Here is a 17,215-nt window from a genome sequence, read left to right as displayed (position 1 = left end):
CATGTCGGATATCGAACAACGCGTTAAAAAAATCGTCGCTGAGCAACTCGGTGTTGCAGAAGTAGACATCAAGATCGAGTCCTCGTTCGTTGACGATCTGGGCGCCGATTCCCTCGACACGGTCGAGCTGGTAATGGCACTGGAAGACGAGTTCGAAATGGAAATTCCGGACGAGCAGGCCGAAAAGATCACCACCGTCAAGCAAGCCATCGACTACGCCACGGCGCACGTCAAGGCTTGAATCTTCTGATTGAATCCAGGAGAATCGTTTGAGCCGTTCACGAAACCGTCGTGTCGTCATTACCGGCCTGGGCTGCGTCTCACCTATCGGCAATACGATTGCCGATAGCTGGAGCGCCGCGCTGGCCGGCAAGTCGGGCATCACCAATATCACCAAGTTCGATGCAACAGCGTTTTCGACCCGGTTCGCGGGCGAAGTCACCGGTTTCGATATCGAGCAATACATCCCCGCCAAAGAAGCGCGCCACATGGATACGTTTATCCATTTCGGCATGGCGGCGGGCATCCAGGCACTGCAAGATAGCGGCCTGGTGGTTACCGAAGAAAATGCCGACCGCATCGGTGTCATCATTGGTTCCGGCATTGGCGGCCTGCCGCTGATCGAAGAGACCAAGGAAGAGTACGCCAAGCGCGGCCCGCGCCGCATTTCGCCATTTTTCGTGCCGGCGTCGATCATCAACATGATTTCTGGCAACCTGTCGATCAAGTATGGCTTGCGTGGACCGAACCTGGCCATCGTCACTGCCTGCACCACCGGTTTGCACAGCATCGGTGCAGCTGGCCGCCTGATCGAATACGGCGACGCCGACGTGATGATCGCCGGCGGTGCCGAATCGACCATCTCGCCGCTCGGGCTTGGCGGTTTTGCCTCGGCCAGGGCGCTGTCGTCGCGCAACGACGATCCGGCCACCGCCTCGCGGCCGTGGGACCGCGACCGCGACGGCTTCGTGCTGGGCGAGGGTGCTGGCGTCATGGTGCTGGAAGAGTACGAGCATGCGAAAGCACGCGGCGCGACAATCTACGCCGAGCTGCTCGGCTTCGGCATGAGCGCCGACGCCTATCACATGACCTCGCCAGTCGAAGATGGCGCCGGCGCCAGTCGCTGCATGGTCTCGGCATTGAGCAACGCCGGCATCAACGTCGACCAGGTCGACTACGTCAACGCGCACGGCACTTCAACGCCGCAGGGCGACCTGGCCGAGGTACAGGGCATCAAGAAGACCTTCGGCGCGCACGCGTCGAGCCTGGTGGTCAATTCCACCAAGTCGATGACCGGCCACCTGCTGGGCGGCGCCGGCGGCCTCGAGGCAGTCTTCACGGTGCTGGCGATGCATCACCAGGTATCGCCGCCGACGATCAACATCTTCAACCAGGATCCGCTGTGCGACCTGGATTTTTGCGCCAACACGGCGCGTGAAATGAAGATCGATATCGCGGTGAAGAACTCGTTCGGCTTTGGCGGCACCAACGGCACGCTGGTGTTCGGCAGGGGCTAAAGCGCAACGCCTTCAATCAGTAGCGTTCGCAACTAAGCGAACGCGTGGTTGAACCGGCCACGCTGAACGTCAACCAAGCACCAGAACTAAGCACGCCCATCCTTGTCTCAAGGATGGGCGTTCGACTTTCAGCCTCTTCCCTTGCCCGGCCCGCGCGGTTGGCGCCCCTGCAGAAAATTGTCGTCGTCATGTCGATTGCGGTGTCCGCCGTTATTATTCCGTCACGCCTGCTGCGCTTTGCGACGGCTTGCTTCGCTGCGGCCAATCTCGGCGCGGCGGCAGCGCTCGGCAGCGGCCTGGCCGGCCCGTTTCGTCTGCCGCTGGCGGGAGCGTGCGCGTGCCTGCTGGCGGCCGTGGCGCTCGGCGCTTCCCTGGCCCGCGGCCGAAAAGTGCGCCGGATTGATATTTCTGGACTCGGCCAGCTACGCGTGACGGTACAACAAGAGATCGGCTCGAATGACACGCGCACCGACCTCGCAGAGCTGTTGCGCGGCTCGACCGTATGGCCAGCACTCATGGTGTTGCGCCTGCGGCGCGCAGACGGTGTCATCGGCGCGCTGGCGTTGCTGCCGGACAGCGTGGAACCTGGACAGTTTCGGCGTTTATCTGTGGCAATCCGCGATATTGCAGCTCGGAAAAAATAAATATTCGAAAATCAATAAAAAACTTTGAACTTATTGCAGCGCGCCAACTCTTATACGTAACGAGATAACGCCGCTGCCATCAACGGGATATGGTTCAGTGACGACAGAACGAGAGTGTGATCAGTTATTGGTTGAGCGCGTGCAAGCCGGCGACAGGCAGGCATTCAACCTGCTTGTGTCGAAGTATCAACGCAGGTTGATGCGCTTGGTCGCACGGTTGGTGCACGATCCCGCCGAAGCGGAAGATGTTGTTCAGGAAACGTTTATCAAGGCGTACCGGGCGCTGCGACATTTCCGCGGTGATTCCGCGTTTTATACGTGGCTGTACAGGATAGGAATAAACACGGCGAAAAATTTTCTGGTGACGCAAGGCCGGCGCGCACCGACATCGACCGAGGCCGACGCTGAACGTGCCGAGGCCTTTGACGATGCCGACAGCCTGAGAGACATCAACACGCCCGAATCGGTATTGGCAAGCAAACAGATCGCTTACACCGTCAACGCCGCAATGGAAGCGTTGCCGCTCGAGCTGAGAACGGCGATTGTGCTGCGCGAGATTGAAGGCCTGAGTTACGAGGAAATTTCCGAAGTCATGGCTTGCCCGATAGGGACAGTGCGGAGCCGGATCTTTCGGGCGCGTGAAGTGATTGCAGAGAAACTGAGGCCTTTGCTTGATTTTCCGGTTGACAAGCGGCGTCAGCCGTAGCAATGATGGTAACAGGTGGTGATGGTTTGATCACACAGATGGCGATGTAACGACTGATGGACACACACAAAAAAATTCGCGAACATATTTCTGCCCTGAGCGATGGCGAACTGGCCGCTTCCGACCTCGAGCTGGCGTTTGCCGCATTGCGCGCCCCTGACGGCGAGCAGGCCTGGAGTACCTATAACCGCATCGGCGACGTCTTGCGCGCCGAGGCGACCCCCGACCTGTCCGACGAGTTCAACGCGCGCCTCGCCGCGCGGCTGGCCGCGGAACCGTCACACGTCCGGCGCGCGCCATCGCCGGCGCCGGCAGCCAGAGCCCAGGCACCGTCGGCGTCGGCGTCTGGCGCCGAGACGAAAAAGGTTGCCACTTCTACCTCGTGAGCACAGGCTGACCGCGCCCGAATCATCCGGGGCGTCGGTGAGCATGTCGAGCGTGTCGAGCGCGGCGTATGGCCCATTACACCAGGCAGCGATTGCGCTGCGCGGCCTAGCATGGCTTACAAAGCCGCAGCCGGTTGCGCAAGACGTCGAGCCCGCGACAACGCGCCGATTTTCGCTTACCATTGCGTCAATAGCCGACCTGACCATTCCGATCCCATGACCACTCCACAATTTGCTGGCCGTTTCGTTTTGTCCGCCGCGTTGCTCGCCGGCGCCTGGGTTTTGCCCGCCTCTGCGGCACCGGCAGCCGCGGGCGGCCAGGTTGCCGCCCCGGTCGTCACCAACCTGCCGGATTTTACCGACCTGATCGAAAAAGTTGGGCCGGCGGTGGTCAATATCCGCACCACCGAAAAGGTCAAGCTGGGGCAGGGCGCACCGGGTGACGAGGAGATGCAGGAGTTCCTGCGCCGCTTCTTCGGCCAGCAAGCGCCGCGCGGCCCGTCGCCGCGCGGCAGGCGCAATCCCGCGCAGCCGCAGGATGAAGAAGTCCAGCGCGGGGTCGGTTCCGGTTTCATTACCTCGAGCGATGGCTTCGTGCTGACCAACGCCCACGTCGTCGAGGGCGCCGACGAGGTCACCGTCACGCTGACCGACCGCCGCGAATTCAAAGCCAGGGTGCTCGGTTCCGACAAGCGCTCCGACGTCGCCGTGCTGAAGGTCGATGCGGTCAACCTGCCGTTCCTGAAAACCGGCAATTCAAGCCGGATCCGGGTCGGCGAATGGGTCATCGCCATCGGTTCGCCTTTCAACCTCGAGAACTCGGTGTCGGCCGGCATCATCTCGGCCAAGGCGCGCGATACCGGCGACTATTTGCCGCTGATCCAGACCGACGTTGCCGTCAACCCGGGCAATTCAGGCGGGCCCCTGATCAACATGCAGGGCGAAGTCGTCGGCATCAACTCCCAGATCGCCACCTTGTCCGGCGGTTACAACGGCATTTCCTTCGCCGTGCCGATCGACGAGGCGATTCGCGTTGCCGACCAGTTGCGCAAGACCGGCAAGGTCACCCGCGGCCGTCTTGGGGTGCAGATCGGTGACGTCAGCAAGGATGTGGCCGAGTCGCTTGGCCTGGGCAAGGAGCGCGGCGCCGAAGTGTCGCTGGTGGAGCCGGGCGGCCCGGCCGAGAAAGCCGGCATCAAGGTCGGCGATATCATTCTCAAGTTCAATGGCACCGTAATCGAGCGCAGCGCCGACCTGCCGCGCCTGGTCGGCGCCACGCCGATCGGCAGCCGCGCTGCCGTCACGGTCTGGCGCCGCGGCGCGCAGCAGGACATCACGGTCGGCATCGCCGCGCTGGAAGAGGAAAAGACCGCCGCAGTAAAACCGGTGCCGAAAAAGCCCAAACCGGACGTTACGCCGAACGCTGTCGGGCTGCACGTAACCGACTTGTCCGATGCCCAGCGCAAGGAGCTCAAGGCCAATGGCGTGCTAGTCGAGGCCAGCGAAGGCGCTGCCGCCCGCACCGGCGTGCGGCCCGGCGACCTGATCTTGCAGGTCAACAATGTCGAGGTCAAGGATGCCAGGCAGTTCAACGACATGGTCGCCAAGCTCGACCCGAAAAAATCCGTGGCCCTGCTGGTGCGCCGCGACAATGCGAACGGCGCCGCCGCCGCCCAGTACCTGGTGATCCGGCCGCGCCAACAATGAGGTCCCCGCAGTTCACTTTGTATTCCCGCAGCTACTGCCACCTTTGCGACGACATGCTGGCCGGCTTGCAGGCGATGGCTGGCGCGCAGCCGTTGACGGTCGACGTCATCGATATCGACGCCGACCCGGCGCTGGTGGCGCGCTTCGACGAGCTGGTGCCGGTGCTGTTCGGCGCCGACCTGGCAGCGCCCGAGCTGTGCCATTATTTTCTTGACCCCGACGTCGTGCGCGCCTACCTCGGGTCAGACCCCGGTTTTGCTTGCACAGGGTCTGACGCGGGCGCTGAGCCAAGGACGCCAAGTTCCCCGCTTGAGGTGGCGCCCGCAGAGCGGGGAAATCGGGGCCTGACCGCTTGAGTATGTTGTTTTTATGCAAAACTTAAAATGCTTTTCGGTGTCGCGCTGCCGAAACCGGGCAGCACTTGGACATCCCCGCCGCCGCAGCACAGCATAAACCGGGCTTTCTACCCTGAAATCCGGTAAAATGCGACTGTCGGAAAAAGCTTCTGTCCCGGCAAACAGCTTCTCTCGCTTGATCGGGCGCTCATCTGGGGATTGCTTTTATCCCCTCGGAGCGCTTTTTTCTATTGCGCCGGCATTTCATTTGTGCGCACCGCGAGCCGCGACTTCCACGTCGCCTTTTTCATCTTGGTCTTGAGTGTTAATGAACAACATACGTAACTTCTCCATCATCGCCCACATCGATCACGGTAAATCGACCCTGGCCGACCGTATCATCCAGATCTGCGGCGGCCTGTCCGACCGCGACATGGAAGCGCAAGTGCTCGATTCGATGGACCTGGAGCGCGAGCGCGGCATTACCATCAAAGCCCAGACCGCCGCGCTGCATTACAAGGCGCGCGACGGCCAGGTGTACAACCTGAACCTGATCGACACGCCCGGCCACGTCGACTTCAGCTACGAAGTGTCGCGCTCGCTGTCGGCGTGCGAAGGCGCGCTGCTGGTGGTCGATGCGTCCCAGGGCGTCGAAGCGCAGACGGTGGCCAATTGCTACACCGCGCTCGACCTCGGCGTCGAGGTGGTGCCGGTGCTTAACAAGATCGATTTGCCGCACGCCGATCCGGCCAATGCGATCAAGGAAATCGAAGACGTTATCGGCATCGACGCCACCGACGCGGTGCAGTGCTCGGCCAAAAGCGGCCTGGGCGTCGAAGACGTGATCGAGCGCCTGATCGCGCGCGTGCCGCCCCCCAAAGGCGATCCGGACGCGCCGCTGCAGGCCTTGATCGTTGACTCCTGGTTCGATAACTATGTCGGCGTCGTCATGCTGGTGCGGGTGATTAACGGCACCTTGAAGCCGAAGGAAAAAGTCCTGCTGATGGCGTCCGAGTCGACCCAGCTGGTCGAGAGCGTCGGTGTGTTCAGCCCGCGTTCGCAGTCGCTGCCGGCTTTGTCGGCCGGCCAGGTCGGCTTCGTCATTGCCGGCATCAAGGAATTGAAAGCCGCCAAGGTCGGCGACACCGTCACCCACGCCGCCAGGCCGGCCAGTACGCCGTTGCCAGGCTTCAAGGAAGTCCAGCCGCAGGTGTTCGCCGGCCTGTTCCCGGTCGAGGCCAACCAGTATGAGGCCTTGCGCGATTCGCTCGAAAAATTGAAACTCAACGACGCCGCCTTGATGTACGAGCCCGAAGTATCGCAGGCGCTCGGCTTCGGCTTCCGTTGCGGCTTCCTCGGCCTGTTGCACATGGAAATCGTGCAGGAACGCCTCGAGCGCGAATTCGACATGGACCTGATCACCACGGCGCCGACGGTGGTGTACGAGGTTGAAATGCGCGATGGCAGCATCGTCAAGGTCGACAACCCGTCGAAGATGCCGGAAACGACCAAGATCACGGAAGTGCGCGAGCCGATCGTCACGGTCAACCTGTACATGCCGCAAGAATACGTTGGCTCGGTGATCACGCTGTGCGTCGGCAAGCGCGGCATGCAGATGGACATGAGTTACCACGGCCGCCAGGTCAAGCTGGTCTACGAAATGCCGATGGCCGAAATCGTCCTCGACTTTTTCGACAAGCTCAAATCGACGTCGCGCGGCTATGCCTCGATGGATTACGAGTTCAAGGAATACCGCTCGGCCGACGTGGTCAAGGTCGACATGCTGATCAACAGCGAAAAAGTCGATGCGCTCGCCATTATCGTACACCGCTCGAACGCCACTTACCGCGGACGCCAGGTCGCCGCCAAGATGCGCGAACTGATTCCGCGCCAGATGTTCGACGTCGCGATCCAGGCCGCCATCGGCGTCAACGTCATCTCGCGCGAGAACGTCAAGGCCTTGCGCAAGAACGTGTTGGCGAAGTGTTACGGCGGCGACATCAGCCGCAAGAAGAAACTGCTTGAAAAGCAGAAGGCCGGTAAAAAGCGCATGAAGCAAGTCGGCTCGGTGGAAATCCCGCAAGAGGCTTTCCTGGCAATCTTACAAGTGGACGGTTAAATGAACCTGCAAGTCATTTTGAGTAATTTTGCATTGATCCTGTTCGTGGCGATGGTGCTCACCGGGGTCATCTGGTTCCTCGATATCTTTTATTTTGCCAGGCAGCGTCGCCTGGCGGCCGACACCGCGCTGGTCGCCTTCGACCACCGCAACGCCACGCTGGCCGCCGACGGCATCAAGACCGACAATGCCAGCCGCCACGCGATCGAAGCAGCGCTGCTGCGCCAGCCGACCTGGATCGAATATTCCGGCAGTTTCTTTCCGGTGATCGCACTGGTATTTGTCCTGCGCTCTTTTCTGTACGAGCCGTTCAAGATTCCATCGTCGTCGATGGTGCCGACCTTGGTGATCGGCGACCTGATCCTGGTGAACAAATTCACCTACGGCGTGCGCCTGCCGATTCTGAACAAGAAAATCATCGAAGTCGGCGATCCGCAGCGTGGCGACGTCATGGTGTTCAAATATCCGAAAGACCTGGCGCAGGATTACATCAAACGCGTGATCGGCGTGCCGGGTGATAAAATCACGTATGAAAACAAGCGCTTGACGGTCAACGACAAGCCGGTGCAGTACACCTCGATGGACGATTACCTGGAGGACGATAGCCTGGAATACCATCAGCAGTTCACGGAAAACCTGCCCGATTCCTCCCACCGCATCCTTAACAGCAAGAACAAGCGCGCCCTCGACTTGGGCTCGGTCGACAACTTTCCTCACCGCGAAGCATGTGTTTATTCGTACGAGAAATTTACTTGTATCGTACCGGAAGGCAATTACTTTATGATGGGCGACAACCGCGACAACAGCGCGGATAGCCGCTACTGGGGTTTTGTGCCCAATAAGAACATCGTCGGCAAGGCATTTTTTGTCTGGATGAATTTGGGTAACTGGAAGCGTATCGGTGGCATACACTAAGTCTCCAAGGGATAGTCACATGCAAGGATCAAAGCAATATTTCCCGAACGTCGAAAGCGGCGTCTCGCTCTCCGGCCTCATCTTTGTGCTGGCGGCAATCGGCATAGCGGCGGTGTTTGCACTGAAAGTGTTCCCCACTTTTATCGAATACCGCGCCGCCAAAGACGCCATCGCCGCCGCCAAGGCGACCGGCGGCACGATCCGGGAAATGCAGCAATCCTTTTTGAAGAACGCCGACATCAACCGGATCGACGCGATCAGCGGCAAAGATTTGGTGTTCACCAGCGATAATGGCGAAACCGACATCAGCTTCGCCTACCAAAAAACCATCCCGATGGCCGGCAACGTCAGCCTGCTGATCGATTATGCCGGCACCACCGCCAAAGACGGCGTAGTGGCGCTCAAGCCGGACACTGCGGCCAAGTAAGTCAGGACAACCGACATTTTGAACCCATGAATTTATCGTTATTGCAGTCTCGCCTAGGTTACACGTTCCAGGACGCTGGCCTGTTGCAGCAAGCCTTGACGCACCGTAGCCACAGCAGCCTGCATAATGAACGGCTCGAGTTCCTCGGCGATTCGATCCTTAACTGCGTCGTCGCCTCGGTGCTGTACGAGCGCTTCGCCAGCATCGACGAAGGCGACCTGTCGCGCCTGCGTGCCAACCTGGTCAAGCAGCAGTCGCTTTACGAGATCGCCCAGAAGCTCGAACTGTCGCAGTTTTTGCGCCTTGGCGAAGGCGAGCTCAAGTCAGGGGGCTTTCGCCGGCCGTCGATTTTGGCCGATACCCTTGAGGCGCTGCTCGGCGCGATCTTCCTCGATGCCGGCTTCAATGCCGCGCGTGACGTCATTCGCGCCTTCTACATCCCGATCCTCGACTCGGTCGACCCGCGCACCCTTGGCAAGGACGCCAAGACCTTGCTGCAGGAGTTTTTGCAAAGTAAGAAAATTTCGCTGCCAACCTATAACGTCGTGGCGACCCATGGGGCTGCGCACAGCCAGGAATTCGAAATTGAGTGCCTGGTGCCGAAGCTCGGCATCCAGGTCTATGGCCGCGGCGGCAGCCGGCGCGCCGGCGAACAGGCTGCTGCCAAGCTGGCGCTCGACGTGGCCGAACAGGCGCTGCTGAAGACGCCATCGGGCACCCGCAAATCCAAGCCGCGCGCCGCCCAGCTCAAGCTGGCCGGCATCGCCACCATCCAAAGCGACGACAGCGGCGAGGCTGAAGCGGCCGTCGCCGCGCCTGTCGTCAAGCCCAGGGCCAAGGCCGAGGCCGAAGCCCCCAAACAAACGCACCCGGAAACAAAGTCAGCATGAATACCACCAACAACACCACCGAAAATTTCCGCTGTGGCTATATCGCCATCGTTGGTCGCCCGAACGTCGGCAAATCGACCTTGATGAACGTGCTGATCGGCGCCAAGGTGTCGATCACTTCGCGCAAGGCCCAGACCACGCGCCACCGCATCACCGGCATCCAGACGGTCGAGGACGCCCAGTTCATCTACGTCGACACGCCGGGCTTCCAAACCCGCCATTCGAACGCGCTCAACAAGACGCTCAACAAGACCGTCACCAACACGCTCGTTTCGGCCGACGTCATCCTGTTCCTGGTCGAAGCGGGCACCTTCGGGCCAGCCGACCAGCAGGTCGTCGACCTGCTGCCGAAAGAAGTGCCGGTGATCCTGGTGATCAACAAGTCGGATCGGGTCAAGGACAAGGCCGCGCTGATGCCGTTCGCCCAGCAGATCGCCGCCAAGCACAATTTTACCGCCATCGTGCCGGTGTCGGCCAAGCTGCGCTTCCAGGTCGATGCGCTGCAGGCCGAGATCAAGAAATACCTGCCGGAAAACGCGCCGATCTTCGGCCCGGACGACATCACCGACCGCAGCGAGAAATTCCTTGCCGCCGAAATCGTCCGTGAAAAAGTGTTCCGCCTGGTCGGCGACGAGCTGCCTTACACCAGTACCGTACTGATCGAGCAATTCGAACAGGAAGGCGACCTGCGCCGCATCTTCGCCGCCGTGCTGGTCGAGCGCGACACCCACAAGTCGATGTTGATCGGTAACAAGGGCGCGCGCCTCAAAGAGATTTCCACCCAATCCCGGCTCGACATGGAAAAGCTGTTTGGTGGTCCCGTCTACCTCGAAATCTGGATCAAGGTCAAATCCGGCTGGGCCGACAACGAAGCCGGGCTGCGCGCTTACGGTTACGAGTAGGCAAGGCGCTGCCTTCCCGCCAGCTGTCATGCCGACCATCGACGCCGACCTCGTCATCGCCCCGCCGGCGCCCAGCGTGGCGGCGCCGCGGCGTAGCCGCGCGCTGCCGCGCGACCGCATCAATGGCCAGCCGTCGTTCGTGCTGCACAGCTATCCCTACAAGGAAACCAGCCTGATCGTCGACATGTTTACCCGCGAGTTCGGTCGCATCGGTCTGGTGGCCAAGGGCGCCAAGCGGCCCCATTCGCAGCTGCGCGGCGTGCTGCAGACCTTCCAGCCGCTGGCCTCGTCCTGGAGCGGGCGCGCCGAACTGCGCACCCTGATCGATGCCGAGTGGGTCGGCGGCATGCTGCCGCTGGAACGCACCGCGCTGCTGTGCGGCTTTTACCTGAACGAACTGCTGGTCAAGCTGATCGCGCGCGACGACCCGCATCCGCTATTGTTCGACCAGTATGTCGCCACCCTCAACCAGCTGGCGCACAACGAACCGGCACAAATCGTCTTGAGAAAATTCGAAAAGGCCTTACTTAAGGAGACAGGTGTTGCCGCCGACCTGGGCCGGTGTGCGGGGTCGGGCGGCAGTGCTGGCGACCCGGTCGAGCCGGGCGTCGAATACGTCGTCGATCCCGAGCGCGGCCCGCGCGTGGCGCGCGGGTCCGACACCTGGCCCGCCGTCGACGGCCAGACCCTGCTCGACATGGAGCGTGGCGACTATGCGGACCCGCTGACCCAGCTGCAAAGCAAGCAGCTGATGCGGTTTTTGCTGGCGCACCAGCTCGGCGGCGTGCCACTCAACACGCGCCAGATCCTGATCGACCTGCTGCAGTTATAACCGGACCCCTCGACCATCATGAGCTTCCTGCAACCCTCCGGCCCGGTCATCGACCTGGGCGTCAATATCGACCACGTGGCGACCTTGCGCAATGCGCGCGGTACCGTCTATCCGGACCCGCTGCACGCTGCCATGCTGGCCGAGCAGGCCGGCGCCGACGCCATCACGCTGCACCTGCGCGAAGACCGTCGCCACATCCGCGACGCCGACGTGATTGCGCTGCGCCCGCTGCTGGTGACGCGCATGAACCTGGAGGCGGCGGTGACGCAGGAGATGATCGACTTTGCCTGCAGCGTGCGGCCGCAGGACGTCTGCCTGGTGCCGGAACGGCGCGAGGAAGTCACCACCGAAGGCGGCCTCGACGTGATCCGCTACTTCAAGCAGGTCGAGACGGCCGTCCGGCAGCTCCAGCGCGAAGGCATCCGCGTGAGCTTGTTCATCGATCCCGACGAGCAGCAGATCGCCGCCTCGTTTGAGGTAGGCGCTCCGGTGATCGAACTGCATACCGGCCGTTATGCCGAAGCCGAAGGGGACGACGCGGCGCTGGCGCATGAACTCGAACGCATTCGCGCAAGCGCCCGTTTCGGCGTCGAGCGCGGCATGCGGGTCAATGCCGGCCACGGCCTGCACTACACCAACGTGCAGGCCATCGCCGCGCTTGACGACATTGGCGAACTCAATATCGGCCACGCCATTGTCGCCCAGGCCGTCTTCATCGGTTTCGAGCACGCCGTGCGCCAGATGAAGGCGATCATGGTCGACGCCCGCCTCGGGATTGCGCTGGACCGCCAGTGATCTACGGGATCGGCACCGACATCGTCCAGATCTCGCGGGTCGAAGCGGCGCTGGCGCGCCACGAGCGCTTCGCCGAAAAAATTTTAGGGTCCCGGGAGCTGGAAATTTTCCGTGCCCGCAGCGACAAGAACGCCGTGCGCGGCCTGCGCTTCCTCGCCACCCGCTTCGCGGCCAAAGAGGCGTTCTCGAAAGCGATCGGGCTCGGCATGCGCATGCCGATGACCTGGCGTTCGGCACAGATGCTCAATGCCCCCGGCGGCAAGCCGGAAATCGTCTGCAGCGGCGCGCTCGACCAGTTCATGCGCGATAATAAGCTCGGTGCGCAGGTGACCATCAGCGACGAGGCCGACTACGGCGTCGCCTTCGTGATCGTCACCCGCGACGTCTGAGTTACACAAGGTAGAACAATGTCTGAAGTCATCCCCGTCGTTCCCGCCGAACCCGCCATCGCTGGGCTGGAGCCGCGCGCCCAGGTGCATGACACGGTCGCCAAGCTGCCCAACCTGCCGGGCGTGTACCGTTATTTCGACGCCAATGACGGCGTGCTCTACGTCGGCAAGGCGCGTGACCTGAAAAAGCGGGTGTCGAGCTATTTCCAGAAAAATTTGTCGAGCCCGCGCATCGCCATGATGGTCGAGCGCATCGCGCGCCTCGAGACCACCGTCACCAACAGCGAGGCCGAAGCGCTGATCCTGGAAAACAACCTGATCAAGACGCTCAAGCCGCGCTTCAACATCCTGTTTCGCGACGACAAATCGTATCCCTACCTGAAGATCAGCGGCCAGGACGTGCCGCGCATGGCCTATTACCGCGGCGCGCTCGACAAGAAGAGCCAGTATTTCGGCCCGTTCCCCAGCGCGTGGGCGGTCAAGGAGTCGATGCAGATCCTGCAGAAGGTGTTCATGCTGCGCACCTGCGAAGACAGCGTCTACGCGAACCGCACGCGTCCCTGCCTGCTGCACCAGATCGGCCGCTGCAGCGCACCGTGCGTGTCGGCCATCACGCGCGAGGACTACCGCATCGACGTCGAGAACGCCGGCAAATTTTTGCGCGGGCGCCAGACCGAAGTGATGGCCGAACTCGAAAGGAAAATGCACGGCTTTGCCGAGCAGCTCAAGTTCGAACAGGCCGCCGCGGTGCGTAACCAGATCCAGTCGCTGGCAAAAGTGCTGCACCAGCAAAACATGGAAACGACCGGCGACGCCGACGTCGACATCATCGCCGTGGTGGTGCAGGGCGGGCGCGCCTGCGTCAACCTGGCGATGGTGCGCGGCGGGCGCCACCTTGGCGACCGTGCCTATTTTCCCAGCCAGGTCGCCGAAGCGATTGCCGAAGCGTCGATCGAAGTCGAAGTGCTGGCCGCCTTCCTGGCCCAGCACTACGGCGGCAAATTCATCCCCGGCACGTTGATCCTGAATATCGAATTCGATCAGCCGGCGCTGGTCAGTGCCCTCACCGAGCAGTGCGGCCACCGCATCAATTTGATTTTCCAGCCGCAGGAGCCGCGCCGCGCGTGGCTCGAGATGGCCCAGAAGGGCGCCGAGCTGTCGCTGGCGCGGCTGCTCTCCGAACAGGGTTCGCAGCAGTCGCGCACGCGCGCGCTGGCCGAAGCGCTCGCGCTCAATATGGAAGACCCGCAAGACCTCGAGGCGCTGCGGGTGGAGTGCTTCGACATCAGCCACACGATGGGCGAGGCGACCCAGGCCTCGTGCGTGGTGTTTCATCACCACGCGATGCAAAACAGCGAGTACCGCCGCTACAACATCAACGGCATCACGCCGGGCGACGATTACGCGGCAATGCGCCAGGTCTTGATGCGCCGTTACGAAAAGGTCGCCAACGGCGACGGCGTGATGCCCGACATCGTGCTGATCGACGGCGGCAAGGGTCAGATCGAGATGGCACGCCAGGTGTTCGCCGAACTCGGGCTCGACACCGGCCTGATCGTCGGCGTCGCCAAGGGGGAAGGGCGCAAGGTCGGCCTCGAGACGCTGATGTTCGTCGACGGCCGCGCGCAACAGGAATTGGGCAAGGAATCGGCGGCCCTGATGCTGGTCGCCCTGATCCGCGATGAAGCCCACCGCTTCGCCATTACCGGCATGCGTGCCAAGCGCGCCAAGACGCGCCAGACCTCGCGCCTGGAAGAGATCGAGGGTATCGGCGCCAAACGCCGCCAGCGCCTGCTGGCGCGCTTTGGCGGCCTGCGCGGCGTGGTCGACGCCAGCGTCGAAGACCTGATGTCGGTCGAAGGCATCTCCACCCAGCTGGCCGAAGAAATCTACAAGCAGCTGCATTGATTCCCGCCGCAGCGCCGCGCCCGCTTCCATTCAAGCTAACTGGTTTAATGAGCAATAGCGCGGTAGACTAGCGCCGCAATCATTTTTAACGGTAGTCCAGCCCAAGCGCCCCATGCCACACCCTATGTCCTTGTTTTATGCCAATTAACATACCCATTCTCCTGACCTGGCTGCGCGTCGCGCTAATTCCGCTCGTCGTCGGCGTCTATTATCTTCCGCTGCACTGGCTGCCGCGCTCCGACCAGGACCTTGCCGCCACCCTCGTTTTCATCATCGCCGCCATCACCGACTGGTTCGATGGCTTTCTGGCGCGGCGCTGGAACCAGACGTCGGCATTCGGCGCCTTCCTCGATCCGGTCGCCGACAAGCTGATGGTGGCCGGCGCGCTGCTGGTGCTGGTGCACCTCGACCGGGTCGACCACTTCGTCGCCTTCATCATCATCGGCCGCGAGATCGCCATTTCGGCGCTGCGCGAATGGATGGCGCAGATCGGCGCCTCGCGTTCGGTCGCCGTCAGCTCGCTCGGCAAGATCAAGACCGTCGCCCAGATGCTGGCGATCCCGATGCTGCTGTTTCACGACGTCCTGTTCGGCGTCATCGACACGCAATTATTGGGCGAGGCCTTCCTGTATATCGCCGCCGTCCTGACCGTCTGGTCGATGTTTTATTACATGCGCCGCGCCTGGCCGATGATCAAGGAAAAGGCCGCCGCATTCGATTGATAAATCGTCAGCCCGTCGCCTTGACAACCCGGTCAGATGATCTATAATGCGTGCCTGTTGTGACACGAATGCGGAAGTAGCTCAGTTGGTAGAGCGCAACCTTGCCAAGGTTGAGGTCGAGAGTTCGAGACTCTTCTTCCGCTCCAGAAATGGAAAACGTCGTGAGGTTATCCTTGAAAATGAGCACCTTTTCTGCGATAATCATTGTCTTGCAAATGCGGAAGTAGCTCAGTTGGTAGAGCGCAACCTTGCCAAGGTTGAGGTCGAGAGTTCGAGACTCTTCTTCCGCTCCAGTGCTGCACTGGGGTTTGCGAAAGTAGTAAAATGTGGGGCTCCAATGCGGGAGTAGCTCAGTTGGTAGAGCGCAACCTTGCCAAGGTTGAGGTCGAGAGTTCGAGACTCTTCTCCCGCTCCAGAATTTTAAAAGGGAAGCCTGGCTTCCCTTTTTGTTAGTTTAAGTTTGTCAGCGCAGCCCACACCAGGGCAGTCTGGCACCAGCAGTTCCTCTGGCGAGGTAGCAAAGAGGTTATGCAGCGGCCTGCAAAGCCGTTTAGATGGGTTCGATTCCCATCCTCGCCTCCATAAAATCAAAGACTTAGCGAAATTTCAGCTGGTCTGAACAGGGTTCGTACCACACGAAAAGTGTGGTGCGCCACACCCCAAACGGCCAACAGGCCATCATCTTCACGCTGTCCCGTTACGACGATGGGAGTTTGGCGTCGATCAAAAAAACTTGCTCCGGCAGCTCCCAGATCAGGGTTACCTACAATCTAGATAGCAAGCCCAGGGAATCGTTCCGGGTAGGGACCGTCCCGCTGCATACATCCGCAACAATGATGTGCCGGTTAGTCCGTTGAAAGCCATGGCGCATTCTCAAGTGAACGGGCGCTATGGGACTATAACTGGTCTCATCCGGCAGTTGAAGCGACACCCATCATGAAATTCAAAGTCCGTATTAACTCGTGCAGCTTCAGTTTCCCGACAATATTGAAGGGCGATGCCCTGTTTCTCGCCGCTACCGTCCAGCAATGGGACAAAGCAATTACTGGCAACATGGACAAGACGCTTGCCGAGTTCAAGCTGCGCGCGATGGGCAACGGCCCCAAGCGCGATGCTTCCAAGGCCATCACGTTCGACCTGGCCAGTTGCGCCGGTAAGCGCCTGGCCAGCGCCAAATAATCTTTCTTTCTCCCCCAATTTGAAAACGCGGTATTGACTGCGTTTTTTATATGTCCGACGAAAAAAAGACAAGGTGCTTGGACTCCACGTGGTGGTATTCGCGGGCCCGAACGGATCTGGAAAAACCTCGCCGATCGACGAAATCAAACAGGCAGGCCTGGTCCCCGTTCTGGGCGCCTACCGGTTTGATACCTACTCATTGAACGCCCGCCGAACAGGCGGTCGCGGTTGGCGCTGAAGGTCGAGTGGTTCCATACCGCTTCGTCAATATTCATGCCGACAAACCAGCGATAGAGTAGGTTGTATTCAATGTGCTGGACCAGTTGGCGCCCGGAGCGGATCGTGAACAACGTCTGGATCAGGCTGGCCCTGAGCAAGCGTTCCGGCGCAATCGACGGTCTGCCACGGCGCGAGTACGGCGGCGCAAACTCGGCGCTCATGCTCTGCAAGATTCCGTCGACCAGAATGCGCAATCTGCGCAGCGGATGCGTCTCAGGAATGCGCTCCTCCAGCGATCGGTAGCTGAACATGGCGTGCCGGGTGACGTCGGTTTTGCGCATGGGTCGAAGTGAAAAGTTGTTCTCTTCGTACAACGTATACCCCCGCCGTCCAGTTGACAGGGCGGCGGGATTTTTCAACAGCCTGTTAAGCAGTAATTAAAATGGGTGGGTGGCGCGTTCTCGACTGGCCGGACGTGGAGTGCTCAGGAGGTATTTGGCGCGCGTCGTGCTGTGCCGACGAGCAGGCGCTCGGTGACGGTCCACAGCAGATGCTTGACGGTGCATGACGACGACAAATGGACGATCACGCGATCCTTGTATTGTTTGACCAGCGCGGCAATC

General features: G+C 60.9%; 18 protein-coding genes, 4 tRNA genes and 1 pseudogene. 22 read left to right on the top strand and 1 reads right to left on the bottom strand.

The features are described from left to right. The first annotated feature begins 1 nt into the window (after nt 1). The 22 genes from acpP to CR103_RS15255 all read left to right on the top strand — a co-directional run bounded on the left by acpP (nt 2) and on the right by CR103_RS15255 (nt 16,373). Nucleotides 2-241, top strand: coding sequence for an acyl carrier protein (gene acpP / locus CR103_RS15360; protein ID WP_018059410.1), 240 nt, complete (start codon nt 2-4; stop codon nt 239-241). Nucleotides 242-269: 28 nt separating this feature from the next. Then, nucleotides 270-1,517, top strand: coding sequence for a beta-ketoacyl-ACP synthase II (gene fabF / locus CR103_RS15355; RefSeq protein ID WP_099916838.1), 1,248 nt, complete (start codon nt 270-272; stop codon nt 1,515-1,517). A 44-nt stretch (nt 1,518-1,561) separates the two neighbouring features. Next, nucleotides 1,562-2,161, top strand: coding sequence for a protein YgfX (locus CR103_RS23490; RefSeq protein WP_229443160.1), 600 nt, complete (start codon nt 1,562-1,564; stop codon nt 2,159-2,161). Nucleotides 2,162-2,258: 97 nt separating this feature from the next. Then, nucleotides 2,259-2,867, top strand: coding sequence for an RNA polymerase sigma factor RpoE (rpoE, locus tag CR103_RS15345; protein ID WP_099916837.1), 609 nt, complete (start codon nt 2,259-2,261; stop codon nt 2,865-2,867). Nucleotides 2,868-2,923: 56 nt separating this feature from the next. After that, a complete protein-coding gene (locus CR103_RS15340; protein ID WP_099916836.1) occupies nt 2,924-3,253 on the top strand; it encodes a sigma-E factor negative regulatory protein in 330 nt (109 codons plus the stop codon). Nucleotides 3,254-3,469: 216 nt separating this feature from the next. Beyond that, nucleotides 3,470-4,960 carry a DegQ family serine endoprotease gene (locus tag CR103_RS15335; protein ID WP_099916835.1) on the top strand — a complete coding sequence of 497 codons (1,491 nt, stop codon included), beginning with the start codon at nt 3,470-3,472 and terminating at the stop codon, nt 4,958-4,960. Beyond that, nucleotides 4,957-5,316, top strand: coding sequence for a glutaredoxin family protein (locus CR103_RS15330; protein WP_099916834.1), 360 nt, complete (start codon nt 4,957-4,959; stop codon nt 5,314-5,316). The genes CR103_RS15335 and CR103_RS15330 overlap by 4 nt, the downstream gene beginning before the upstream one ends. A gap of 307 nt (nt 5,317-5,623) precedes the next feature. Then, nucleotides 5,624-7,414, top strand: a complete 1,791-nt coding sequence (gene lepA, locus CR103_RS15325; protein WP_099916833.1) for a translation elongation factor 4 — start codon at nt 5,624-5,626, stop codon at nt 7,412-7,414. Further along, nucleotides 7,415-8,329: a signal peptidase I gene (gene lepB / locus CR103_RS15320; RefSeq protein ID WP_099916832.1), complete on the top strand. Its 915-nt coding sequence runs from the start codon at nt 7,415-7,417 to the stop codon at nt 8,327-8,329. It abuts the gene before it with no gap. A gap of 19 nt (nt 8,330-8,348) precedes the next feature. Further along, the gene (locus CR103_RS15315; RefSeq protein WP_099916831.1) at nt 8,349-8,756 is read left to right on the top strand and encodes a DUF4845 domain-containing protein; all 408 of its coding nucleotides are present in this window, start codon (nt 8,349-8,351) and stop codon (nt 8,754-8,756) included. Nucleotides 8,757-8,782: 26 nt separating this feature from the next. After that, a complete protein-coding gene (gene rnc / locus CR103_RS15310; RefSeq protein ID WP_229443158.1) occupies nt 8,783-9,646 on the top strand; it encodes a ribonuclease III in 864 nt (287 codons plus the stop codon). Beyond that, complete coding sequence (era, locus tag CR103_RS15305; protein ID WP_099916830.1) at nt 9,643-10,548, top strand: GTPase Era; 906 nt, start codon at nt 9,643-9,645, stop codon at nt 10,546-10,548. Before rnc ends, era begins: the two co-directional genes overlap by 4 nt. A 28-nt stretch (nt 10,549-10,576) precedes the next feature. After that, the gene (recO, locus tag CR103_RS15300; RefSeq protein WP_099916829.1) at nt 10,577-11,380 is read left to right on the top strand and encodes a DNA repair protein RecO; all 804 of its coding nucleotides are present in this window, start codon (nt 10,577-10,579) and stop codon (nt 11,378-11,380) included. Nucleotides 11,381-11,398: 18 nt separating this feature from the next. Then, nucleotides 11,399-12,175 (top strand): pyridoxine 5'-phosphate synthase, encoded by a 777-nt coding sequence (pdxJ, locus tag CR103_RS15295; RefSeq protein ID WP_099916828.1) that lies wholly within the window; start codon nt 11,399-11,401, stop codon nt 12,173-12,175. Next, nucleotides 12,172-12,564, top strand: coding sequence for a holo-ACP synthase (gene acpS / locus CR103_RS15290; protein ID WP_099916827.1), 393 nt, complete (start codon nt 12,172-12,174; stop codon nt 12,562-12,564). Before pdxJ ends, acpS begins: the two co-directional genes overlap by 4 nt. 18 nt (nt 12,565-12,582) lie before the next feature. Continuing rightward, nucleotides 12,583-14,472 (top strand): excinuclease ABC subunit UvrC, encoded by a 1,890-nt coding sequence (gene uvrC, locus CR103_RS15285; protein ID WP_099916826.1) that lies wholly within the window; start codon nt 12,583-12,585, stop codon nt 14,470-14,472. Between the two features lie 137 nt (nt 14,473-14,609). Continuing rightward, the gene (gene pgsA / locus CR103_RS15280; RefSeq protein WP_099916825.1) at nt 14,610-15,194 is read left to right on the top strand and encodes a CDP-diacylglycerol--glycerol-3-phosphate 3-phosphatidyltransferase; all 585 of its coding nucleotides are present in this window, start codon (nt 14,610-14,612) and stop codon (nt 15,192-15,194) included. Between the two features lie 70 nt (nt 15,195-15,264). Further along, a tRNA-Gly gene (locus CR103_RS15275) sits at nt 15,265-15,340 on the top strand. A 71-nt stretch (nt 15,341-15,411) separates the two neighbouring features. Next, nucleotides 15,412-15,487: transfer RNA gene (locus tag CR103_RS15270), tRNA-Gly, on the top strand. Between the two features lie 46 nt (nt 15,488-15,533). Then, nucleotides 15,534-15,609, top strand: a tRNA-Gly gene (locus tag CR103_RS15265). Nucleotides 15,610-15,702: 93 nt separating this feature from the next. Next, nucleotides 15,703-15,776 (top strand) — tRNA-Cys (locus CR103_RS15260). 354 nt (nt 15,777-16,130) lie between these two features. Next, nucleotides 16,131-16,373, top strand: a complete 243-nt coding sequence (locus CR103_RS15255) for a hypothetical protein (protein ID WP_143752638.1) — start codon at nt 16,131-16,133, stop codon at nt 16,371-16,373. A gap of 212 nt (nt 16,374-16,585) precedes the next feature. Here CR103_RS15255 and CR103_RS15250 read toward each other — a convergent pair. Then, nucleotides 16,586-16,933, bottom strand: a pseudogene (locus CR103_RS15250) (transposase); the annotation flags it as partial. Nucleotides 16,934-17,215: the final 282 nt, after the last annotated feature.

Source organism: Massilia psychrophila, from assembly GCF_002760665.1.
Taxonomy (GTDB): Bacteria; Pseudomonadota; Gammaproteobacteria; order Burkholderiales; family Burkholderiaceae_D; genus JAFCUW01.
The sequence above is the reverse complement of the archived record's forward strand: the minus strand, read 5'-3'. Positions and strand labels throughout refer to the sequence as shown.